A 23,461-nucleotide genomic window follows, 5' to 3' on the forward strand; every position below is an offset into this window, starting at 1 on the left:
GATCCGGCGTCGAACGATGCGCTCTTTTTGCCCGCCTGCAATCGTTGGGCATGGTCGAGTATCGCCCAGTGGCCGGCGAGGACATGGATGCCATGCGACGAATCCGTCAGTACGGCTTCCACGCCGAAGCCGGTCCAGCGCCCGACGATGACGGGCCGACGATCGGGAAACCGTTCGGGCTCTACGACCACGATTCCCTCGTGAGTATCGCCCGCCACTACACGTTCGAGGCGCGACTCCGAGGTGAGTGGATCGACCTGGCTGGGCTCGGTGCCGTCGCCACGCCGCCGGAACACCGCGGCGAGGGGTACGCCAGCCAGTCCCTTCAGGCGTCTGTCGATCACCTGGCCGAGGAAGGGATTCCGCTGGTCGCACTCTGGCCGTTCAAGACGGCCTTCTACCGACAGTTTGGGTGGACGACGGCGAATTACGTCCATCACTTCGAATGTGAGGCTGACACCCTCACCGATCTCGAATCGGGCGGCGGGAGCTTCGTTCCCGTCGAGCCTTCCGACTGGGAGACACTCAAATCAGTGCACCTGGCTGCTGGCGAGGGTGAGACGCTATCGTTGGACCGGAGCGAACAGTGGTGGACCGATCGGATTCTCCGCAGCTGGGAGCAAGATCGTCGCCACGCGTATCGCTACGATCGCGACGGGGCGCCGGCCGGGTATCTCGTTTACGAGGTCGAGGATGGCACGGTGTCCGTGACGTACATGGGGGCCGTCGATCACGATGCATTGAGGGCACTGCTTTCCTTTCTGGGCCGTCACGGGGCACAGGTCGGCGACGTCGCCTTCGAGCGGGTCGAGGGGGCCGAACTGCTCGACGTCATTTCTCAGCCCCAGGAAGTCGAGTGCACACTGAAACCGGGGCCGATGGTTCGCGTGACAGATGTGACGATGGCCCTCGAACGGACGCCCTATCCCGACGCCGTCGAGGCCGACCTCACGCTTTCCGTGACGGACCCACTCGTCCCCGATAACGAGGGGTGCTACCGCCTGCACGTCGCTGATGGCACTGGCGTCGTCGACCCCGCACCCGACAATGACCCGGATGTCCGGCTTGAGGTCGGTGCACTTTCGGGCCTCATTGTCGGGGCCAGAGACGCGACGGAAACGGCACGTGCCGGCACTGTCGAGTTCGTACGGCCAGGTGTCGATCGAACGCTCGACAACCTATTTCCCACGGAACGCGTCTATCTTCGAGAATTCTTCTGAGGCCGACAAACGGTGGGCTTTTGCGGCCGCCGCGCACTCACTCGGGTATGACCGACGACGAGACAAACACGGGGACCGACGACGATGGGGCACCGGCCGACACAGCTGAGGATCCACCGGCAGAGTCGACCGACGAGGGATTGACCTACGCCGAGACGGGCGTCGATATCGACGCGAGCGAGGCCGCCACGTCTGCATTAATCGGGGCCGCGGGTGACTTCGACGGTGATTTCGCCGGACTCGTCGACATCGGCGAGCAGTACCTCGCGCTGGCGACCGACGGGGTCGGGACGAAACTCCTCGTCGCCAACGCACTCGACGATTATTCGACGATCGGCATCGACTGCATGGCGATGAACGTCAACGATCTGGTCGCGGCGGGCATCGAACCGGTCGCATTCGTCGATTATCTCGCCGTCGAGGAGCCGGACAGCCAGGCCAGTGAGCAGATCGGCGAGGGACTGGGAATCGGTGCCGAACTCGCCGACGTGGCGTTAGTCGGCGGCGAGACAGCCGTCATGCCCGAGGTGATCGACGGTCTGGACATCGCGGGGACCGCCGCCGGCCTCGCGCCGAAAGACGCACTCTTTTCGGGGGAAGCCCAACCGGGCGACGCGATCGTTGGGTGGCCATCCAGTGGCATTCACTCGAACGGGTTGACACTCGCCCGCGAGGCCGTCACCCGCAAGCACGAGTACACCGATCCATTCCCACCGACCCCCTCGAAATCCATCGGTGAAGAATTGTTGGAGCCGACCCGCATCTATACGGACGTTCTCGGGCCACTCCGCAAGCACGGGGCCCACGCGGCCGCCCACGTGACCGGTGGCGGCTGGACGAACCTCACCCGGATGGGACCCAATCGGTACGAGATCGAGGAACCCTTCGAAGCCCAGCAGATTTTCCAGTTCGTGCAGGCCGAAGGCAACATCGAGGATAGCGAGATGCACCGGACGTTCAACATGGGGACTGGATTCGTCGCAACATTGGATCCGGACGATGCGATGCGTGTCGTCGAGGCAACTGATGGTCGAATCATCGGCCGCGTTGTCGAGGACGACCACGCAGTGTCAATCCGGGGCCTCGAGCTACTCTGACGCCGCCGCTTTTCGGCTCGCAGTCACTGGACGGCGATTACGTCCAGTAGTCTCGTCGCGTCCCGTAGGGTATGACGTCAGCTCGCCCGACTTGCCGTTGGTCGAGGAGTCGCTTTCTCTGTCTTCAATGCTTGCGGATTATCGAACTGAAAAATGGCAGATGGTGACCGTTAGCTGACGTGGGCCGCGATGTCCGCGTCGGTGATGATGCCGATCGTTGCTCCGCTTTCGACCACCAGAACTGCGTCGTGGTGATCGAGGTAGGTGTCGACCTCGTCGAGCGTCGCGTCGCGTTCGACTGTCGTGATCGACTCGTGCATCACTTCCGCAACAGGGAGTTCGCCGACGTTGTCTTCCGGTCGCTGGCGGATGTCGCCGTTCCCGATGAGGCCACTCGGTCGGCCATCCCGGATAACTGGCACTTGCGAATATCCTTCGGCATCCATCAACTGTTTTGCCTCGTGGACGCTGTCGTCCGGCGCGACGCTGACGATCGGTGCGTTCATCAGATCGTCTGCACGGAGGACGCCGCCCTCTGCTTCACCAAGCGCGTTGACGATCCGCCGCAATGTCGAGAGGCGTGGGTCGACATCGCCACCTTCGATGCGGGCGATCAAGGGCTGAGAAACGTCGGCCTTGTCTGCGAGTTCGCTTTGGGTAAGTCCGAGATCAGTCCTGCGCTCGCGTAGATCATCCGGCGTTGGCAGATCCATACCCGCTAATAACCGAAAGTAATACAAAAAACCTCCGACGGAACCCGCCTCAGGCGTCGGTCGCTGTCGGATCCTCGGCGTCGTCCTCGAATTCGACCGTCTCGACGACTTTCAGCGGGACGTCTCTGAGTGCGCCGCCGATTTCGCTCTTGGCGATGCGCTGGGCGTGTTCGATACTTTCGGCGTTGAAGACTTTCATCTCCAAGACGAGACCCACCAGTGCTGTATCGGCAGCGATGAACGCCGAGTCGAATGGTTCGCCACAGGCGGGACAGGTCGTGGCACCGACTTCGACTTCCACGTAATCCATATCTTGGTCGTTGAGCCGCTTCCCTGCTTCGCTGACGGCAACGCCGATTGCGTCATCGATCTCCTCGACATCACGAACCAGCCAGGCTGCTTCCATTGCCACGAGGTAGTTCATGTATGAACCCAACCGGCGCGCCTATTCGTGCTTTTTGATTTCCCCCCACCGCGCACGTCACGCCAATAATGATCATAACTTATGGATACGTCGTTGTGCGCCAATCACCCTATTATATATCGCCACCGGCTGATTCCTATTGAGTTGGACCGAATCCAAGCTAGGTTTAATCGCAATACGGCAGCCCTCTTATCCGTCATTATCTATCCAACTACCATCGATACGGCAATAACGCTTTTATATTATCAAGGAGCCACCTCAGACGAGGACAATGGAAACGTACCTGTACCGCGCCAGCCTGTTCGTGCTGTACCAACTGACACTGCTCGTTGGCATCCTCCTGTTGCCGATCGCACTGCTCGCTCGGCGCGTCGGATTCAATCTGCCAGTCGACCGACTCGTCACTCGCGTCGGGAACGCTTACGACCGAGCTGCCGACAGGTCGTGATCCACGAACGCAACCGGTACGTGAACGCAGCTAGGCTAAAGCGTGGTTTTATGACCGCCGGGACGGTAGGCGGTCGGTATGCCCGGACATGGCTTCGACCCTGATTTCTCACTCGACAGCTCTAGACAAACCCCTGGCATCGGGACGCCAGTCTACGAACCGGAACTCGGGTCACTCCCTGAATCGGGTGCCAACGGTGACGTCAACGAGACGGGGACGACGACAATCGGTATCACGACGTCTGAAGGCGTTGTCGTCGCGACCGACATGCGAGCTAGTCTCGGTGGGCGATTCGTCTCGAACAAGCGCGTCCAAAAAGTCGAACAAATCCATCCGACAGCGGCTCTCACCCTCGTTGGGTCGGTCGGTGGTGCCCAGTCGTTTATCCGGTCGCTCCAGGCTGAGGTCAACCTCTATGAAGCTCGCCGGGGCCGTGACATGAGCATGCAGGCGCTGGCGACGCTGGCCGGTAACTTCGCGAGAGGTGGCCCGTTCCTGGCGATCAACCCAATTCTCGGTGGCGTCGACGACGACGGCCATCACGTCTACTCGATCGATCCTGCTGGCGGGGTCATGGAAGACGCGTACACCGTCACCGGGTCAGGCCTGACTGTCGCCTACGGGACGCTTGAAGATCGCTACGAGGAAAACATGAGCAACGACGAGGCAGTCGAGGTCGCCACAGCGGCGATCCAGGCAGCCACCGAACGAGACACAGGCTCAGGGAATGGCATCTATGTCGCAAAGATCACCGACGAAGCCGTCGACATCAAGGGATACCCTGACTTCGAGGACGTGTAACGGTCTGCCAATCGAACCCCATTTTCTACATTTTTCCCCAAGCCGAGACGGCCCGGGACAGCGACGACACGTCGGCGATCCATCGGGTTGCGATGACTTTTTTCAGCAACTTGGCCGCGACCCCACCGAACGTTTCAATCGGCGAGTACAGGACGTTCGTTGCCACGGCATCCTCGCCGACGGAAACGACCGTGCCCTTGTCCTCAAAGCGCCATTCCTTCAGCGGCTGGCCCCGAAGCATCCGAGCGATGTTTGCACCGGCGACGTCTGCGGCCTGCCAGGCGGCCTGGGCCGTTGCTGGAGCCGGCTCGTCGCCGGGTTGGTCGACCAGTGCCGCATCACCGATCGCAAAGACCCGATCGTCGTCCGTCTGAAATGTGGTTGTCGTCTTGAGGCGGTGACTCTCGTGGTCTTTTGCCAACGTGATATCTTGCATCTCTCGCTGGCCCGTGATCCCCCCGGCCCATATCAACACGTCGTATGGAACCTGCTCACCGCTATCGAGCAGTAGTTGCTCGCTGTCGACATCTTCGACGAACTCACCGGTCTGGACCGTGATGTCCCGTTCCTCGAGGCGCCGTTGGATCGCCCGCTGGAACGATCGCTGCTCACCAGGGAGGACCGAGTCGAGTCCTTCGACGAGGATTATTTCGATCGGTGCATCGTGATCGTCTCGGTAGCCAGCAACCTCACCGGCGACCTGCACGCCGGTTTGTCCAGCACCACCGACGACAACCCGTGCGGGTTCCGTAGGTGTGGCCGTCGTTGCTGCCTCCACGACGGACTCGTGGATTTCCAAGGCATCATCGAGACTCTTCAGCGTCAATGCGTACGTCTCGAGTCCCTCAATGCCGAAAAACGCTGTCTGACTCCCGACGGCAACGAGCAAGTAATCGTACTGTAGGGTCTCGCCGTCAGCGAGTGTCAGTGCTCTGTCGTCGGTGTCAACAGACGAGACATGCCCATTACGGAATGTCGTGGTCGGCGACTTGATTTCATCAACCGCGATCGTGATGTCGTCACGGACGCTCGGGTCTCGAATGCAGCGATGGGCTTCGTGGAGAATGAGATGATAGGGGTGCTCCGACACCCACACGAGGTCGACACTGTCGTCGAGTTCGGTTTCGAGCCGCTGGATCGCCCCCGCCCCGGCATAGCCAGACCCGAGGACGACCACCGTCTCTGTCATACCACCGTGTCAGCGACGACCGGATACAAATCCTTTGAAATCGCGTCGTTGCGGGAAGACGACGCAGTTATGCCCGTTTCGGACGCGGTGAGATTACCCGGAGATCGCCCCGTCGCCAGGTCTCGTTAGTGTTCGGGGGTTTCGGCCGGTGCGACCATGTCGTCAATCGTCAAAATGAGCTTGTTACTGGTGTCGTCTTTCCCGTCAAGTGTCCCCACAATCTGGAGCTTCGAAAGCGGTGTCGGACCGACGGTGATGCTGTCGCCTTCGTCATACTCTGAGAGCGAGCCCTGCAGGGTCACTTCGGCACGGCAGTTTTCGGGGTGGTGAACGCTCGCGAGGTTGATCTCGGCGACATTTGCTTCGTCACTCCGCTCGCCGTTGTGATACAACGGTACCTCGGCGGCGTGATCCATGTCCTGGATCTGGAGTGCATCGTATGCCGTCGCCGTCGGTTTGTACCCGCCTTTCGGTCCGGGGACGCCTTCGACGAGTTGGAGCGCTTTCAGCGACTGCATCTGGTTGCGGATCGTCCCCGGATTTCGATTGACTTTCTCGGCGATTTCCTCGCCTTTGACAGCGTTTTCAGTGTCCCGGTAGAGATTGGTGAGTTCCTGAAGAATGTTTTTCTGGCTAGGCGTGAGTTCGATTGATGACATAACTCATTTTTCGTGATAGCCGGTCTTAAATGCGACGGTGACACCTGATTCTCGATAACGTCTCTTGGTAGCCCTTACCTCCCCCGATTCTCGGTGACTGTCTCACCCAGTAATCCGCTTCCAGCCGATGATACGAATCTTGATGAGTTTATCGTCAGTGTGCGATTGACGTGACTGGATGGATGCCATTTGTGTGGTAACTGTACGCCCTGCTGAATAGTTTGAATTCATATATTATATCCGTGTCTGAATGACTCTGAGATCGATTCCGAACAGTGGAAGTTATCTTGGCAAATAGCTTCGCAACGAGCAGCTTGAGATCGTCGTAACGGCGGACTGCACGTCACATTGTCGCTCTCATATGAGATCCCAATGCAGTATGCCGGATCTCGGAGGGGGGTTGTCGCTCCGATGTCACCAGCGACGGGTCGGAACGCCCGTTGCTAGCTCGTCTCGTCTTTCGACCCGGGGATGACATCCACGGTGGCGACTGCATCACCGGCTTCGACATCCATGATCGTTACACCCATGGTGTTGCGCCCGACGGCCGAAACGTCGTCGACCGGACAACGCATGATTTGGCCTGTCGCGCTCATGACGACCAGGTGGTCGGACTCGTCGACGGCTTTCACAGCCGTGACAGGTCCGTTCCGATCACCAGTTTTGATGTCGATCAGTCCTTTGCCATATCGCGATTGGGTCCGATACGCAGAGAGAGGTGTCCGCTTGCCAAATCCGTTCTCGGTAACGGTCAACAGCGACCGGCCGTCGCCATCCTCGGTGGCAACGAGCCCGGCGACGACGTCGTCGTCTTCGAGATCGATGCCTCGGACGCCGCGGGCTGTCCGACCCATCTGTCGCACTTCCGTTTCGTCAAAGCGGATCGTCATCCCGCCCTCAGTTGCGATGACGAGGTCCTGCGTGCTGTCAGTGACGGCCACGTCTACTAACGCGTCGTCGGCTTCGAGTTTCGCAGCGATGATACCCGTCGAGAGGATGTTCTCGAATTCCGAACAGCAGGTCCGTTTGGCGTACCCCTGGCGAGTTACCATCGTGATGCACTCGTCGTCGTCGAACTCATCGGTACTGACGACAGCGGTGATCTCCTCGCCGTCGTCTAGATCCAGCAAGTTGATCGCCGACTTCCCGCGGGCGGTGCGTGACATCTCGGGGATTTCATAGGTCTTTAACCGGTAGACCTGGCCCTGATTCGTAAAAGCCAGGAGATAGTCGTGGGTGTTCGCCCGGAAGACCTTCGAGACGCGGTCACCCTCCTTGGGATCCGCCCCGATAATCCCTTTGCCGCCCCGTCCCTGTGGATCAAAGCGGTCTTCGGGCATCCGCTTGATATAGTCGTCTTCGGTGATGACGACCAGACAGTCTTCTTCCGGGATGAGGTCTTCACGCGTGACTGTCCCGTCGTCTTCGACGATGCTCGTCCGGCGATCGTCGTCATACTCGTCTTTGACGGCCCGGAGTTCGTCTTTGATGACGTCGAACAACTCTCCTTCGTCGTTCAGGATCGTCTCCAGGCGCTCGATTTCGGCCTGGACCTCCTCGTACTCCTCTTTGACTTCGGTGGCCTCCATCGACGTGAGGCTCCCCAACTGCATCCGGACGATGTGCTGGGCCTGTTCCGTCGAGAAGTCGAAGGTCTCCTGAAGGCCGGTTTTCGCAGCGTCCCGGTCGTCTGAGTCCCGAATGAGGTCGACGACCTCCTCGACGTTCTCTAGGGCCTTCAGTCGGCCTTCGAGAATGTGGGCCCGATCCTGGGCTTCGCCGAGATCGAATTCGGAACGCCGGCGGACCACTTCTTTGCGGTGGTCGATGTAGTGCTTGAGCGTCTCTTTGAGCGTGAGGACCCGTGGTTCGCCATCGACTAAAGCGAGGTTAATCACGCCGAAGGTCGATTCGAGATGGTTGTCCAGCAGTTGGTTTTCGACGACATCCACGTTCGCGCCACGTTTGCATTCGATCACGATGCGAACGCCGTCCCGGTCGGATTCGTCCCGGAGGTCCGAGACACCCTCGATGAGTCCCTCGGTGACATCGCCGGCGATCCGCTCGACCATCCGGGCCTTGTTCTCCTGGAACGGGATCTCTGTGATGACGATCCGCGGGCGACCGGAGTCCAACTCGTCGATTTCATATTCGGCGCGGACAGTCAGGCGTCCCCGCCCGGTCGAATACGCCGAGTGGATCGCGTTCTTGCCGACGATATTCGCGCCAGTCGGGAAGTCCGGCCCCTTGACGTACTCCATCAGGTCGGTCACCTCGGCGTCGGGATTGTCGATCAAGTGGACCGTCGCGTCGATCACCTCGCCGAGATTGTGTGGTGGGATATTCGTGGACATCCCGACGGCGATACCCGAGGAGCCGTTTACGAGGAGGTTCGGAAACGCTGCGGGGAGGACATCGGGCTCTTCGAGGCGGTCGTCGTAGTTCGAGGTGAAGTCGACGGTGTCTTTCTCTAAGTCCGCCAACAGCTCCTCGGCGACGGGGGCCATCCGGGCCTCCGTGTAGCGCATCGCAGCGGCCGGATCGCCGTCCATGGAACCGAAGTTCCCCTGGCCGTCGACCAGTGGGTAGCGCATCGAGAAGTCCTGGGCCATCCGCACCAGGGTATCGTAGATCGCGCTGTCGCCGTGGGGGTGATAATCCCCCATCGTGTCCCCGACGATCGAGGAGGACTTCCGGTGGGATGAGCCCGAGGAGACGCCCATCTCGTGCATCGCATAGAGGATGCGACGATGGACGGGTTTGAGTCCGTCCCGGACGTCCGGCAGTGCCCGGCCAGCGATGACGCTCATCGCGTAGTCGATGTAACTCTGCTCCATCTCGTCTTCGATCCGGACGTTCTCGACGCGTGCGGCGTCGGCGGTCACGCCCGGTGTCTCGGGTAGCTCTGAACTCATATGTCGACCCATTCGGCTTCCGGCGAGTGCTCCTTGATGAACTGCTTGCGCGGCTCGACGGCGTCACCCATCAACACCGAGAACATCTTGTCCGCGGCGGCAGCGTCGTCGATGGTAATCTGCTTCAAAAAGCGGTTTTCGGGGTTCATCGTCGTCTCCCAGAGTTGCTGTGGGTTCATCTCACCCAGTCCCTTGAAGCGCTGGACCTGTGTGGGATTACCGTTGCACTTCTCTTCGACGATTTCGTCCCGTTCGGCATCCGTCATCGCGTCGTAGGTCTCCCCACGGTACCGGATGCGGTACAACGGTGGGCGGGCGGCATAGACGTAGCCGGACTCCAGCAATGGCCGCATGTGTCGGTAGAAAAACGTCAACAGGAGTGTCCGAATGTGAGCACCGTCGACGTCTGCGTCAGTCATCATGACGATTTTCTTGTATCGAATCTCCTCGATGTCGAATTCGTCGCCGATTCCCGTCCCGATCGCGGTAATCATCGCCCGGATCTCGTCGTTCTCGAGGATCCGATCGAGCCGATGTTTCTCGACGTTGAGGATCTTCCCTTTGATCGGTAAGACGGCCTGGTTTTCGGGGTTACGGGCCTGTTTGGCACTTCCCCCGGCACTGTCTCCTTCGGCGATGAACAGTTCGGCCTCGTCCGGATCGCGTGTCTGGCAATCGGAGAGCTTGCCCGGCAGTGCCGTCGACTCTAAGGCACTTTTTCGCCGTGTGAGTTCCTCGGCCTTTTTGGCGGCTTTGCGGGCTTTGGCGGCCTCGACAGCCTTGCGGACGATCGCCTGGGCGACGTCCGGGTTCTCCTCGAAGTACGTCCCGAGGTTCTCGTGCATCGCGCTCTCGACGACGCCCCGAACTTCGCTGTTGCCCAGTTTCGTCTTTGTCTGGCCCTCGAACTGCGGGTCGGGGTGTTTGATGGAGATGACGGCTGTCAGGCCCTCGCGGATGTCATCTCCTTTGAGGGTGTCGTCGAGATCGCCAAGCAGATCGTTGTTGCTGGCGTAGTCGTTGACGACGCGAGTCAATGCCGTCTTGAATCCGGTGAGATGGGTGCCCCCCTCTCGGGTATTGATGTTGTTCGCGAAAGCGTGAATCGAGCCCTGTAACTCGGTGGTCGCCTGGATGGCGACCTCGAGTTTGATGCCCGCTTCCTCGTCGGTAAAGTAGACGACCTCCTCGTGAAGAGCGTCTTTGGTTTCGTTGAGATACTCGACGAACTCCTTGATGCCGCCCTCGTACTGGAAGCGTTCCTCGCTGTCGTCGCGCTCGTCGACGAGAGAGATGGCCACGCCGGAATTGAGGAACGCCAGCTCCCGGAGTCGATTGGCCAACGTCGAGAACTGGAAATCCGTCGTCTCGAAAATGTCGTCGTCAGGGTAAAATCGAATGGTCGTTCCGGTTCCATCCTCGGGTGAGAGGTCTCGAACCCGTTCGAGGGACCCGACCGGTTCGCCGTGGTCGAACGACTGTCGCCAGACACCGCCGTCTCGCTTCACTTCGACGTCTAGGGTCTGGGAGAGCGCGTTGACGACCGAGACGCCGACTCCGTGGAGACCACCCGACACCTGGTAGGACTTGTTGTCGAATTTGCCACCGGCGTGCAGGACAGTCATGATAACTTCGACCGCAGGGGCGTCGTGGTCGTCGTGCTGATCGACCGGAATCCCTCGTCCATCGTCAGTTACCGAGACCGACCCGTCGTCGTGGATTGTGACGTCGATACTGTCACAATGGCCGGCCAACGCCTCGTCGATGGCGTTGTCGACGACCTCGTAGACGAGGTGGTGCAATCCTCTCGTATCCGTAGATCCGATGTACATCGCCGGTCGTTTCCGGACGGCCTGTAACCCCTCCAGAACCTGAATCTGACCGGCACCGTATTCGTTATCGTCGCTCATAAAACACTAGCTCGTTGTTTCGTCTCATGGGTCTTAAACCTCTCGTGCGCGCGCGCACGAAAGCTGATACATGTGAAGAAATAATACAAACAATTTATTTATATTGAGGGCGAACGTCGGTGTATGCTGGGAATTATGTTCGGTGTCGACGACCTTGAAGTCAAAAGGGCGTTGACAGTAATGAACCCCTCGATTCCCGTGAGGGGGCAAGTGGGTGGGGAACGTGCAACCAGTCGCGAGCTGTTCAGAGGTGGCCTACGCGATGACTGAAATCGACGATTCGACGCTTGCGACACAACTAGAGCGATTCGGGCTTTCGGAGACAGAGATACAGACATATCTGGCCGTGCTGGAAAACGGCGAAGCCAAGGCTAGCACGATCGCGGATGCGACCGGCGTTTCGAAACGCTACGTCTACAGCGTCTGTGAGGAACTCGAAGAACAGGGGTTCGTCGAGGTCAACGATCACGTCGTCCCGACGAAAATCCGCGCCAAACCCCCCGAAGAAGTCATTGAGCTTCTCTCGAACCGCCTCGAAGAGATTCAACCGGCTCTCCAACGGCGGTATTCTGCGTCCGAAGCCAGGCCCCAGCGCTTCGATGTGATCAAGTCCCGTGTTACCGTCCTCAAGCGAATCGGCGAGTATATCAGCCAGGCTGAGCGCCGCATCGGCTTGTCGATTCCGTATTCGTATCTCTCCCGCGTCGCGGAGGAACTCCAGGACGCCGTCGATCGGGGTGTCCTCGTGTTGGTGTTGGTGACGAACGCCGAACCAGATCTAGAAGAACTGGCGGGCTACGACCGGCCAATCGCCAGTGTCGTCCGGAGTTGGGACGCGTCTATTCCCGTTATTCTCGGCGTCGACCGGGATCTCGGGATCGTCTCGTCTTCGGAGATGATGACGACGGCCAACAGTGACGAGCAGGCGATTTCGCTAGTACAGGAACGGATCGTCCCGACGCTGTATGGCTCGTTCCTGGCGAATTTCTGGGTTTCGGCCGAGCAAGTGCAGGTTATCGATCCAGCTCCACTTCCCCAAACCTACCAGAGTTTCGAACAGGCAGTCTTCGAAGCCACACTCCGTTTACGGGATGGCGACGCGATCGATGCCTGCGTCGAGGCCTTGCATAGTTCCGAAGACAGCGAGACTGAAACGGTTACCGGGCGGGTAGTCGACACACGACAGGGGATCGTCGATCCGATTAGCAACGAGTTCCCGATCGAGCACTCGTTGATCATCGAGACGGACGAGGGTGAAATCACGGTCGGTGGGACAGGTGCGTTCCTCGAAGAGTACGAGGCCCGGACGGTCACGCTCGAAGCCGCTGATTAGTGACGTTTTCGCCGGCGTTAACCGGCCATCGGGAAGTCTTTAACCACAGGACGGTTGCACTGTCTAAAGGATGTCAGGGAGGCAGTCGACACTCGGCGAAGAGGGGATCGCCCAGGAGTTGGCCGAGAGCCAGCGCTCGATCTCCATCGCTGAATTCTTCGAGAAGAACAAGCATATGCTCGGGTTCGATTCCGGCGCCCGGGCACTGGTCACAGCCGTCAAAGAGGGCGTCGACAACAGCTTAGACGCCTGCGAGGAGGCAGATATCATGCCGGACATCTACGTCGAGATCGAAGATCTCGGCGATTACTATCGCCTCGTCGTCGAGGACAACGGCCCGGGGATTACCAAGGAGCAACTCCCGAAGGTCTTCGGAAAACTGCTGTACGGAAGCCGGTTCCACAAGCGAGAGCAAAATCGCGGGCAACAGGGGATCGGGATCAGCGCGGCCGTCCTCTACTCACAACTGACCAGCGGCAAACCGGCGAAGATAACCTCTCGAACCAAAGGCAGCGAGGAGGCCCATTACTTCGAGTTGATCATCGATACCGACGACAACGAACCTGAGATCAGCATCGACGAGACGACAACGTGGGACCGCCCACACGGTACGCGCATCGAGATCGAGATGGAGGCCAACCTCCGGGCCCGCCAGCAACTCCACGACTATATCAAACACACCGCTGTCGTCAATCCGCACGCTCGCATCGAATTCCTGGAACCGAACATCGATGAACCACTGAAATTCGAACGCGCTGAGGGAGCGGAGCTCCCGGCCGAAACCGAGGAGATCCGGCCCCACCCCCACGGGGTCGAACTCGGGACGCTGTTGAAGATGCTGGAGGCGACCGACTCCTATTCGATCTCCGGGTTCCTGCAAGGTGAGTTCACCCGTGTCGGTGCGACGACGGCCGAGAAGGTACAAAACAATTTCCGGGACCGCCATTTCGGTCGCGAGATGGCCTGGCAGCCCCCACAGGCCCACGAGGGCGACATCGAGGTGGCCGTCCGGGCCGCGGTCGCCAACAAGGGCAAAGACGCCACGAAATCCTTTGCCCGTGAGGTGGCCAACGCTGTCAGCGACCGCGAGCGGATCGCTCATCACGAACTCCAGTCGGTCATCGACGAGGCGGCCGAAGACGCGGCCGATGGTTTCGGGACGACCTTCGGCGCCACGGTCCGGGAGAAGGCCACGGCCGCTGCCTGGGCGCAGATCACCGGCGACACCGACGATGGCGAGCCCCGTGAAACACTCGCTTCGGACCTTTATGGGCTCATTGAAGGGGCGACCAGTTCCCGGAAAGACGACGCCACCCTCAACGGGCTGGCCGACCGGATCGCCGCGAAGTTCGTCGATAGCGACGACGATCGCCACCGCTGTACACGGGACGAACTCGACGATTACGTAAAGCGGGCCGCCGAGAACACCGAGGAGTACGACGACGCGACGATCGGTGATACCGCACGCGAGAACGTCTGGAGGGCGATCTGGGACGTCATGGCGACGGTCCCCGACGAGCCGCCGAACGTCTCGACGGTCGCTTCCGGACGGGACACCGCTTCGGAACTCCTCGAAGCGATGCGAGAGACCGACATCATCTCCCCGCCGACAGACTGTCTGGCGCCGATCACCGAACGACTGGTCGAAGGAGGGCTCCGCAAGGAGTTCGGTGCCGACTTCTACGCCGCGGCGACCCGCGATGCTGCGGTGTCTGGCGGCGACCCGTTCATCGTCGAGGCGGGGATCGCCTACGGGGGCGAACTCGAAGACGGCGGAGCAATCGACGTGATGCGATTTGCCAACCGCGTCCCGCTGGTCTATCAGCGAGGGGCCTGTGCAACGACGGATGTCGTCAAGACGATCAACTGGCGCAATTACGGCCTCGATCAGCCGGGGGGAAGCGGCCTGCCCAACGGACCGGCAGTCGTGATGGTCCACATCGCCTCGACGAACGTCCCCTTCACCAGCGAAAGCAAAGACGCCATTGCGAACGTGCCCGCCATCGAAGACGAGATCGAACTCGCGATCAGGGAGGCCGCCCGCGAACTCAAGTCCTTCCTGAACAAGCGCCGGTCGATGCGAAAGCGTCGGGAGAAACAGGACAAACTCGGGACGATCCTCCCGGAGATGGCGACCAAACTCTCCGAGGTAACTGGCCGCAAAACACTGGACATCGATGACTCGCTGGCCCGGATCATGAACAACGTCCTGATCGAGCGGGAGGTCGAAGACGGCAGCGTCCGGCTGGTCGTCGAGAACAACGACTCGACGAACGCCGAACCGGAGATCACGGACATCGTGACCGTCCAACCGGAAAACGTCGAGACAAACGGTGACGACGCCCGCGTTGTCGAGATGGACGGCGAGTGGTTCCTCAAGTGGTCGCCAACGGTTGGTAGCGGCGACGAGGCAGCACTGACCTACGAGGTCAACGGTGACGCCAGTTTCGACGTTTCGGTGGACGGAATCGAGCGCGAGAAACTGACAGTGGACGGTGAACAATGAGCACTGAATCAGGCGAACAGACGAATGGGGCCGACGGGGACGCACGCGAACGATTGCTCGCGTTGGCGGCACAGTTCTACGATCAGTTCGAACGTGGCGACGTCCCCCACATGGACGTCCCGACCCGAACGAAGACCAACATCGAGTACGATCCAGAGCAGAAAGTCTGGGTCTACGGCGACCGGAAGAGTACCCGCAGCGCCAACAGCGTCCGTGGGGCCCAGAAACTCCTGAAGGTGATCTACTCGATCGACTTCCTCGCAAACCAACTCGAAGAAGACCGCTCATCGACCCTGCGTGAGTTGTACTACCTCAGCGAGTCCTGGGACTTAGACGAAGCCCAGTTCAACTCCCAGGACGAGTCAAACCAGTTGATCGAGGACTTAGAGATCGTCTCGGACGTCCGCCGCGAGGAGTTCCACATGCGCCCCGAGGAATCGGGCGCGAAGGTGATGGGTCCGCTCCGCCTCCGCGAACAAACCAATCGCGGTGACCGGGAGATCCACTGCCAGCACGACGTCGGGCAGGGCGGCTACCAGATCCCCAACGACCCCGATACGATCGAGTTTCTGGACAACGACGCGGAGTTCGTCCTCTGTGTCGAGACCGGTGGCATGCGCGATCGGCTCGTCGAGAACGGCTTTGACGACGAGCACGACGCCATCGTGGTCCACCTCGGTGGCCAGCCCGCCCGCGCGACCCGCCGGCTAACCAAGCGACTCCACGACGAACTCGGCCTGCCCGTAACGGTGTTCACTGACGGTGACCCGTGGTCGTACCGGATCTATGGCTCGGTCGCCTACGGGTCGATCAAGTCCGCCCACCTCTCGAAGTACCTGGCGACGCCGGAAGCCCAGTTCATCGGCGTCCAGCCCGAAGACATCGTCGAGTACGACCTCCCGACCGATCCCCTCGCAGATTCGGACAAAAACGCCCTCGAATCCGAACTCGAGGACCCCCGCTTCCAGACTGACTATTGGGAAGAACAGATCGAACTCCAGCTCGACATCGACAAGAAGTCCGAACAGCAGGCCCTGGCGTCCTATGGACTTGACTTCGTCACCGACACGTACCTCCCTGAGCGCCTCGAAGAAATGGGGATTCTCTGAACGGCATTACTCGTTTTCGGCGTCCTCGGGCGGATCGATATCTGCATCGACAGCTATCGCCCCGTCTCCGGATCGATACGGGTGATCGAGCGAACCGCCCATATAACTGAGTTGTTCGTCACCGTCGGTGTCGAGATGCGGGACGGCCACGAGCGTCGTCTGGGTGCGTATGGGTTCGTCGATCTCGACGACGACGTTTGTATGCTCACCTGGGGGCAGATACGCGGTCTGCCCGACGACCCGACCGTCTTTGGTCCGTTCGTGGATCACCACGAAGCCGCCTTCCGACGTCGAGACGGAATCGATCGACACCGTCTGCCCGATCGCTTGCTGATCTTGCATCGTCAGTGAGGCAACCGGCGAGGAAGCCACCAGGATCAGGACGTACGCGACCGTCAGCAGGATCGCGGCGTGTTTCGCCCCGTCCTTGAGCGTGCCTTCACCGAGTTGGCCGGCGATCAGCCCCGAGAGCACGCCCTGGATGAGCGCGGCGTGCAGGAACACGAGCGTGTACGCTGGCTTGTTCACCTGGCCGAGGCGAGCGAAGGCGGTGACATCGACACCTAGCCGGTTTGACTGGTCCGGAACCGGGACGTTGTTGGGGAGACTCGGCACCAGGACTTCCTGGACGGCGAAAATGATGACCAGGAAGACCAGAAACGACACGTAGATGACCACCAGGTAGGTGAACATCTGCTGGCGGCGTTCCCGGCGCATTCTGAGGTCAGACCGGGCTTGGGTGGCGGCGATCCGTAGCACTGGCCCGAGTTTGCCACTCGCTTTCATCGCGTTGGTCAACAGCGAGACGACTCTGGCGGTCGAAGATGTCCGTACACGCTGACCGAACCGCCGGAGGGCGTCGGCCGCGTTCGCACCCATGGACATGTCCGTCCAGATCCGATTGACCTCGTCCGTCAACATCCCCAGGTCAGTATCACGGACCCGGTCGACACTCTCGACGAAAGACATACCCGCTTCGTTGAGGCTCGCCAATCGTTCGAGGAGTTCCGGTGTGGCGGCCTCGATTTGGTCGATTCGCCGGGTGTACATTTCCCGGACGATGGCGTAGGTCCCGATCAGGAAGATGCTCACCTGCACGATCACGTCGTCGGCGAGCCGAAGGTTGAAGCCGTACTCCGTAAAGGCCGATGGCAGCGAAATCGCGATCCACAGCAGTGCGATCGGGACCGTGACGTAGAATATTCGCGAAGGGTTCCAGAGAACCGTCTGTATCGGCTGGCGCAGGATCTGTTTGACGCGTGCCACTCGGTCGTACAGTGCGAGCTGGGCTCGCCCCGCAGCCGAGTAGACCAGATCCCGCCCGTCGGCACTGGCCATCGCGGTGTCCGGCATGCGTGTCACCGACTCCGATTCACGCTGGATGGCCGCTAGTCCGCTCTCGCGGGCGACTCCGAGCTCCTCTAGCTTCTGGGCCAGGTAGACGACGAACAGGGCATTCGCCAGCGGGACGATGACGTACGCCAGCATCTTCAAGATCGGGAGGGTATCGGTGATCGTCAGGCCGAAGACGAGAAGAATCGTAAACAGGAACAACACCCCGGCCACCAAGGTCGTGACGTATGCCTCGGCGATCGTCGCCAATAATTCCAGTACCTCCGCCTGCCGTTGTTCGGCCTCTTCTTGCAGTCGCTCGTACTGGTCTTCGAGGAACTGTGGGATCTTCTGTCCGCTCGAGAGGACACTCGCCAAATTCTCGGCAAACGTTCTGAACGGGTCGCTGGGGCTGCGGTGGGCGGTCCGGCGCACCGCCGAGATCATATCCCGGCCGAACAGGTCCATCTCCCGGACGGCGACACTCATTTCGTCGGCAGCGTCCCCATAGATCGCCCGATTGCGGCCAAGGGTTCGCATCACTTCCGGGAACGCCATCCCGCCGCGGGCAAGCGCGTAGATGAACGCTACTGTCCGGGGCAGGGCCTCGTTGATCCCGCGGCGGCGGACTTCCGCGTGGCCGGACGGCAACTGCCAGCGCAAAACGTAGGTGAGCACCGCCGAGAGCAAGCCGAACACGACGCCCCCGGCCGTCAGCACGAAGAACACCTGGTTTGGCGACAGGAGGATCTCCATGTCTCGCTGCCCCAGCACCTCACCCATGACTGACGGGAGGCCGGCGAGGACACCGGCGACGATCGGGATCACGACCAGTGCCGCACCGACGGCATAGACGCCGATAACGCCCCCGACGACCGATGCGGTCGCAGTATAGAGGTAGGTCTTGGCAGCGTAGACCCGATAGGTCGAATCCACGTACGCCGATTCGAGCAGTCGCCGTCGCTCGGCGGAGTCGGGCACGTACCTGCTGAAGTATCGACGCGCGACCCGGGTCACGATCCGATCGAGTCGCTTGCTGACCCGGGTTGATGCGACTGCCGCCGCGATTGCAACCGCGACCACGAGCGGCAGATACCCGACGACGCTCATCTCAACGAGGGTCGCTGTCTCCCTCGATCGCGTCGAGGGCGGCTTCTTTGTCGGCGTAGTACCTGTTGACGTGGGCGGTGAACCGCCGGTAATCGGTGACGTCTTGGTCCTGGATGGCGGCCAGGAACCGCTGTCTGTCCTGAAGTTCCTCCAGCAGTTCAGACTGACTCCAGCCACGCTCCTCCCGAATCTCGTCGAGCAGCGTAGAGTTACTCTCGCCGAAGGTGTCCTCGGTCGGGCTCCACTCGTAGACGTTGGCGTAGTCGAGTTCGCCCGTCCGCTGGTCGATCCCTTCGATCTCCGCGAGCACTTTCGCCCGCCGGACTCGCTCCTCGCCGTACCGTGCAAGTACCTGCACGCAGAGGATGTCCAGACTCTGGACCATCGGCCGCGGGACGTTGATCGGTTCGTTCTCTAAGCGATTGATGACCGTCTGGACCGAGTCGGCGTGCATCGTCGAAAACGTCGTGTGCCCGGTGTTCATCGCCTGGAAGAGCGTGATTGCCTCTTGGCCCCGAACCTCGCCGACCACGATGTACTCCGGGCGGTGGCGAAGCGCAGAGCGCAACAGATCGTACATCGTGATGTCGTCTTCGTCGAAGCGCTCGCGGGTGACACTCGAGAGCCAGTTGTCGTGATACAGAGAGAGTTCACGGGTGTCCTCGATCGTGAGGACCTTCGCCCGCGGTGGGATGAACATCGAGACGGCGTTCATCGACGTGGTCTTGCCCGCAGCGGTCCCGCCCGCAAAGAGGAGGGACTTGTTGTGCTCGATCGCCAGCCAGAGATAGGCCAGCATGTCCAAACTGAAGGTGCCGTATTCCACTAGGTCGATGGGCGTGAAGGGGTCCTCAGCGTACTTCCGGATAGTAAACGCCGACCCATGTGGCGTGACTTCTTCTCCAAGCGCGAGTTCGATTCGCGAGCCATCCGGGAGCGTTGTCGAAACCAATGGGTCAGCGACGCTGATGTGTCGACCGGACCGCTGGGCCAACTGGACGACGACATCGTCGAGTTCGGCGGCGTTGTAGGAGACGTTCGTCTCGATGTCAGTGTACCGATCGTGATAGACGAAGATGGGGAGGTCGACCCCGTCACAGGAGATGTCCTCGATCGCTGGATCGTGCATCAGCGGGTCGATCTTGCTGTAGCCCTGAAACTCTCGGTAGAGGTAGTAAAACAGCCGATGGACTGTTTCCGGGTGGACCTCGACGCCGTACTCTTCGAGTCGTTCGCGCAGTTCGGCGAGCAAGGCGCCTTCCGGATCTTCGTCGACGTTCTCGCGGTATAGTAGTGGATCCCGCACGTCTTCGAACAGGCGTTCGAGCAGGTCCCGCTCGAACGCATCCAGATTCGGCTCGGCCACATGGTAGTAGTGTTCGTCCTGTTGGGGATCGTGATTGATCGACGCGAACGCGTACGGCGCATTCAACCAGTATCGCTCCAACTCGTCCATGTTCGGGTCGCCGTCGAACGTGACGAGCTGGTCGTGACGCGTCGGATCGTAATTCTCGGTGACAACCTGTGAGCCCGAGAGGACACGCCCAACCCGTAAGAGCCACGCTTTTGCGCCCGCCACCCGATCAGTTTCTCCGGTGGCAGGGCTCCCGAGACCGGCGCGTGAATCGACATCCGCATCGTCAAGTGAGGGATCAGTATCAGACATTCGTCAGTTGTGACGTAGGACCGCGTCGGTGCCTTATTGCGGGTTGCGAGGCCAACTACTTAAATTCGGCCGGCGGATTTTCAGCGACGAAAACAGGTTGTCGACGAGGACGGGTACGTAGTTGAGCCATCGACGGACGAGTCCGGACTGATCCAGACGCCGCCGCCACTTTCATGCTAATAGAACACATACCAATACACAGTAGATGAAGCGCGAACACTTCGGCCTCACAGCTGTCCCCGAACCCGACGACCACGACCGACCAACAGTGCGTATTACGTACGCTGGCTCGACAGCGTTGCTTCGGGAGCGATTGCAAGATCCCGACGACAAATCCCTCGACGACGATGAGCTCGACGTGGCCTTTCGGCTACAGGACGACAACCGGGGTGTCTTGAGCATTGCCGACCGGCACACGGGAGCGTTCGTCTTCGAGCTCGAAACTGACCTCGAGGCGGTCGATCGTATCGTCGAGGCCGCAGAGGATGTCGAGTGCTACCGGATAGCGATTGTGACTGACGCGGACACCTGGACATACGACAAAGAGACGCTGCTAGTCTACGGAGCCGACGGGCAACTGCTGCGGGCAGCCAGTCTTATTCCGGGCAGCGTCGAACTGTAAATCACATTCCCAACAGGTTCTGCCGTTCGGTGCGTGAATACCCGGCATCATTCGCCGGGAGTTTGGTGTACGATACCAAAAGGCGATATGTTAAAGCGTCCGCCCTCCGCATGGTGGATACATGCGATTGCACGAGTACCAGGCAAAGCGGCTCTTCGACGAGGCAGGCATTTCGACACCGAAGTCGACCCTGGCCAGTTCCGTCGAGGAAGCGGTCGAGGCAGCCGAATCGATCGGGTATCCGGTCGCAATCAAAGCGCAAGTTCACGTCGGCGGTCGCGGGAAAGCCGGCGGGATCGAACTCACAGACACTGCCGAGGAAGCCCGCGAAGCTGCCGAAGATATCATCGGCATGGAGCTGAAGGGCTACACCGTCGATCGCGTCCTCGTCGAGGCGGCTGTCGATTTTATCAACGAACTGTACGTCGGCGTAACGATGGACCGTGGCGCGGGCAAACCTGTCGCGATGGTCTCGACGAAGGGCGGGGTCAACATCGAGGAAGTGGCCGAAAACGATCCCGACGCCATCGCCCGGGAGCACGTCGATCCCGCTTCCGGGCTGCATCCGTATCAAGCCCGCAAAGCCGTCTACGACGCGGGCGTCGACCGAGCGGTTGCGGGCGACGTCGCCGCAATCCTTTCGACGTTGTACGATCTCTGGGACGAGACGGACGGCAGTGACGCCGAGATCAACCCCGTGATGATCACCGACGAGGGGGAGGTCGTCGCCGCCGATGCCGTCTTCAACGTCGATGACGACGCTCTCTTCCGGCAGTCCGAAATTGCCCAATTGGAGGGCGAAACGAGCGGCGACGACCTCGAAGCGATGGCGGGCGAGTACGGCTTCGACTACGTCCGCTTAGATGGCAACGTCGGGATCATCGGCAACGGCGCTGGCCTCGTGATGACGACGCTGGATCTGGTCGATTATTACGGCGGTGCGCCCGCAAACTTCCTGGATATCGGCGGTGGCGCCAAGGCCGGTCGGGTCCGCAACGCCCTGGAGATCGTCTTCGCCGACGACAACGTCGACGCGGTCGTGTTCAACATCTTCGGCGGGATCACGCGCGGCGACGAGGTCGCTCGTGGCATCAACGATGCCCTCGAAGCCTTCGACGAGATTCCCAACCCGGTCACCGTCAGACTCGCCGGCACAAACAGCGAGGAGGGTATGGAAATCCTCAACACCGATCTCGTCACCGTCGAGGAGACGCTGGAGGCGGCAGTCCAGCGTTCGGTCGCCGACGCCGAGGAGGTGGCACAATGAGTATATTGGTCGACGAAAATACCCGCGTCATCGTCCAGGGAATCACCGGCGGAGAAGGGAAGTTCCACGCCGAGCAGATGATCGAGTACGGCACGAACGTCGTTGCCGGCGCAGTGCCGGGGAAAGGCGGTCAGGAAGTTCATGGCGTGCCGGTCTATGATACGGTCGACCGGGCCGCACGCGCGGAAGACGCCGACGCCTCCGTCGTGTTCGTCCCGCCCGCCTTCGCCGCCGACGCCCTGTTCGAGGCACTCGACGCACCACTGGACGTCGTCGTGGCGATCACCGAGGGTATCCCAACGCAGGACGTCAGCGAGGTCTACGAGCAACTCCGGCGAACCGACACGCGCCTGATCGGCCCCAACTGTCCGGGGATCATCACCCCTGGCGAAGCGAAACTCGGCATCCTCCCGGGCAACATCTTCACGGACGGTGACGTCGGCCTGGTCTCCCGCTCGGGGACGCTGACCTACCAGATCGTCGATAGCCTCACCCAGCGCGGGATCGGCCAGACGACGGCGATCGGCATCGGTGGCGATCCGATCATCGGGACGGACTTCATCGACGCCTTGGAACTGTACGAAGCCGATCCCGACACGAAGGCGGTCGTCATGTGTGGCGAGATCGGCGGCGAAGACGAGGAAGACGCCGCCCGGTACATTGCCGAGTACATGGACACGCCGGTCGTCGGGTTCATCGCCGGTCGGACGGCCCCGCCGGGCAAGCGCATGGGCCACGCCGGCGCGATCGTCTCGGGCAGCGGGACCGGCACTGCAGCCAGCAAGATCAACGCCCTGGAATCGGCCGGCGTCCCGGTCGGTGACACGCCCAGTGTTGTCGCTGACCACGTCGAAAACATTCTCTGAGCGACGGGCGTTCGCCGGTTCGGTCACGTAACTCCTCTCGGTTCCGGCGAGACACTATTGGCCTCGCCCGTCCCACTCGTGGCATGGCCGAGTCCGTCAGCAGGATGACGTCACGCGCGGCGATTGACGCCGTGCTCACGCACTATCGCGACCGTGGGATCATCGACTGGACGGACATTCCCGGCCACTACGAACGGCTCGGCTTCGAGACGTGTTGTTCGTACGAGCCAGTACAGCGCACCCTGGCGTGACCTATCACACAACTGGTGGAAAA

At 60.7% G+C, this 23,461-nt stretch carries 19 protein-coding genes; 11 read left to right on the top strand and 8 right to left on the bottom strand.

Annotation, left to right across the window (positions count from 1 at the left end; all coding sequences use genetic code 11):
• The first annotated feature begins 50 nt into the window (after positions 1-50).
• Positions 51-1,220: a GNAT family N-acetyltransferase gene (locus HZR20_RS13080; RefSeq protein WP_181687185.1), complete on the top strand. Its 1,170-nt coding sequence runs from the start codon at positions 51-53 to the stop codon at positions 1,218-1,220.
• A 47-nt stretch (positions 1,221-1,267) separates the two neighbouring features.
• Positions 1,268-2,317: a phosphoribosylformylglycinamidine cyclo-ligase gene (gene purM, locus HZR20_RS13085; protein ID WP_181687186.1), complete on the top strand. Its 1,050-nt coding sequence runs from the start codon at positions 1,268-1,270 to the stop codon at positions 2,315-2,317.
• Positions 2,318-2,487: 170 nt separating this feature from the next.
• On the opposite strand, the gene HZR20_RS13090 is transcribed toward purM, so the two are convergent.
• Together HZR20_RS13090 and HZR20_RS13095 are read right to left on the bottom strand one after the other, a co-directional pair.
• A complete protein-coding gene (locus tag HZR20_RS13090) occupies positions 2,488-3,030 on the bottom strand; it encodes a CBS domain-containing protein (RefSeq protein ID WP_181687187.1) in 543 nt (180 codons plus the stop codon).
• Positions 3,031-3,079: 49 nt separating this feature from the next.
• Entirely contained in the window at positions 3,080-3,454 is a 375-nt protein-coding gene (locus HZR20_RS13095; protein WP_181687188.1) for a DUF555 domain-containing protein, read from the bottom strand.
• Between the two features lie 271 nt (positions 3,455-3,725).
• Here HZR20_RS13095 and HZR20_RS13100 point away from each other — a divergent pair, with 271 nt between their 5' ends.
• On the top strand, positions 3,726-3,902 hold the full coding sequence (locus tag HZR20_RS13100; RefSeq protein WP_181687189.1) for a hypothetical protein: 177 nt from the start codon (positions 3,726-3,728) through the stop codon (positions 3,900-3,902).
• A 78-nt stretch (positions 3,903-3,980) separates the two neighbouring features.
• On the top strand, positions 3,981-4,703 hold the full coding sequence (gene psmB / locus HZR20_RS13105; protein WP_181687190.1) for an archaeal proteasome endopeptidase complex subunit beta: 723 nt from the start codon (positions 3,981-3,983) through the stop codon (positions 4,701-4,703).
• A gap of 25 nt (positions 4,704-4,728) precedes the next feature.
• Here psmB and HZR20_RS13110 read toward each other — a convergent pair whose 3' ends face one another.
• The 4 genes from HZR20_RS13110 to gyrB form a co-directional block, all read right to left on the bottom strand.
• Complete coding sequence (locus tag HZR20_RS13110) at positions 4,729-5,892, bottom strand: NAD(P)/FAD-dependent oxidoreductase (protein WP_181687191.1); 1,164 nt, start codon at positions 5,890-5,892, stop codon at positions 4,729-4,731.
• Positions 5,893-6,017: 125 nt separating this feature from the next.
• A complete protein-coding gene (locus HZR20_RS13115) occupies positions 6,018-6,551 on the bottom strand; it encodes an Rrf2 family transcriptional regulator (protein WP_181687192.1) in 534 nt (177 codons plus the stop codon).
• A gap of 443 nt (positions 6,552-6,994) precedes the next feature.
• Entirely contained in the window at positions 6,995-9,466 is a 2,472-nt protein-coding gene (gyrA, locus tag HZR20_RS13120) for a DNA gyrase subunit A (RefSeq protein WP_181687193.1), read from the bottom strand.
• Positions 9,463-11,376: a DNA topoisomerase (ATP-hydrolyzing) subunit B gene (gyrB, locus tag HZR20_RS13125; RefSeq protein WP_181687194.1), complete on the bottom strand. Its 1,914-nt coding sequence runs from the start codon at positions 11,374-11,376 to the stop codon at positions 9,463-9,465. The genes gyrA and gyrB overlap by 4 nt, the downstream gene beginning before the upstream one ends.
• Before the next feature lie 271 nt (positions 11,377-11,647).
• Here gyrB and HZR20_RS13130 point away from each other — a divergent pair, with 271 nt between their 5' ends.
• From HZR20_RS13130 to HZR20_RS13140, 3 genes are all read left to right on the top strand, one after another.
• Complete coding sequence (locus HZR20_RS13130) at positions 11,648-12,709, top strand: TrmB family transcriptional regulator (protein WP_181687218.1); 1,062 nt, start codon at positions 11,648-11,650, stop codon at positions 12,707-12,709.
• A gap of 70 nt (positions 12,710-12,779) precedes the next feature.
• Positions 12,780-15,215, top strand: coding sequence for a DNA topoisomerase VI subunit B (locus HZR20_RS13135; RefSeq protein ID WP_181687195.1), 2,436 nt, complete (start codon positions 12,780-12,782; stop codon positions 15,213-15,215).
• Positions 15,212-16,324 carry a DNA topoisomerase IV subunit A gene (locus HZR20_RS13140; protein ID WP_181687196.1) on the top strand — a complete coding sequence of 371 codons (1,113 nt, stop codon included), beginning with the start codon at positions 15,212-15,214 and terminating at the stop codon, positions 16,322-16,324. Before HZR20_RS13135 ends, HZR20_RS13140 begins: the two co-directional genes overlap by 4 nt.
• Positions 16,325-16,330: 6 nt before the next feature.
• Here HZR20_RS13140 and HZR20_RS13145 read toward each other — a convergent pair whose 3' ends face one another.
• Both HZR20_RS13145 and HZR20_RS13150 read right to left on the bottom strand, forming a co-directional pair.
• Positions 16,331-18,766, bottom strand: a complete 2,436-nt coding sequence (locus HZR20_RS13145; protein ID WP_181687197.1) for a DUF7282 domain-containing protein — start codon at positions 18,764-18,766, stop codon at positions 16,331-16,333.
• Position 18,767: 1 nt separating this feature from the next.
• Complete coding sequence (locus tag HZR20_RS13150) at positions 18,768-20,432, bottom strand: type II/IV secretion system ATPase subunit (RefSeq protein ID WP_181687198.1); 1,665 nt, start codon at positions 20,430-20,432, stop codon at positions 18,768-18,770.
• Positions 20,433-20,637: 205 nt separating this feature from the next.
• Here HZR20_RS13150 and HZR20_RS13155 point away from each other — a divergent pair, with 205 nt between their 5' ends.
• The 4 genes from HZR20_RS13155 to HZR20_RS13170 all read left to right on the top strand — a co-directional run bounded on the left by HZR20_RS13155 (position 20,638) and on the right by HZR20_RS13170 (position 23,438).
• On the top strand, positions 20,638-21,054 hold the full coding sequence (locus tag HZR20_RS13155) for a DUF5793 family protein (RefSeq protein ID WP_181687199.1): 417 nt from the start codon (positions 20,638-20,640) through the stop codon (positions 21,052-21,054).
• A gap of 121 nt (positions 21,055-21,175) precedes the next feature.
• Complete coding sequence (gene sucC, locus HZR20_RS13160; RefSeq protein WP_181687200.1) at positions 21,176-22,321, top strand: ADP-forming succinate--CoA ligase subunit beta; 1,146 nt, start codon at positions 21,176-21,178, stop codon at positions 22,319-22,321.
• Complete coding sequence (gene sucD / locus HZR20_RS13165; RefSeq protein ID WP_181687201.1) at positions 22,318-23,187, top strand: succinate--CoA ligase subunit alpha; 870 nt, start codon at positions 22,318-22,320, stop codon at positions 23,185-23,187. The genes sucC and sucD overlap by 4 nt, the downstream gene beginning before the upstream one ends.
• An 83-nt stretch (positions 23,188-23,270) precedes the next feature.
• Positions 23,271-23,438 carry a hypothetical protein gene (locus HZR20_RS13170; protein WP_181687202.1) on the top strand — a complete coding sequence of 56 codons (168 nt, stop codon included), beginning with the start codon at positions 23,271-23,273 and terminating at the stop codon, positions 23,436-23,438.
• Positions 23,439-23,461 lie beyond the last annotated feature (23 nt).

It is taken from the genome of Halorhabdus salina (genome assembly GCF_013839425.1).
In the GTDB taxonomy this organism is placed as follows: Archaea; Halobacteriota; Halobacteria; order Halobacteriales; family Haloarculaceae; genus Halorhabdus; species Halorhabdus salina.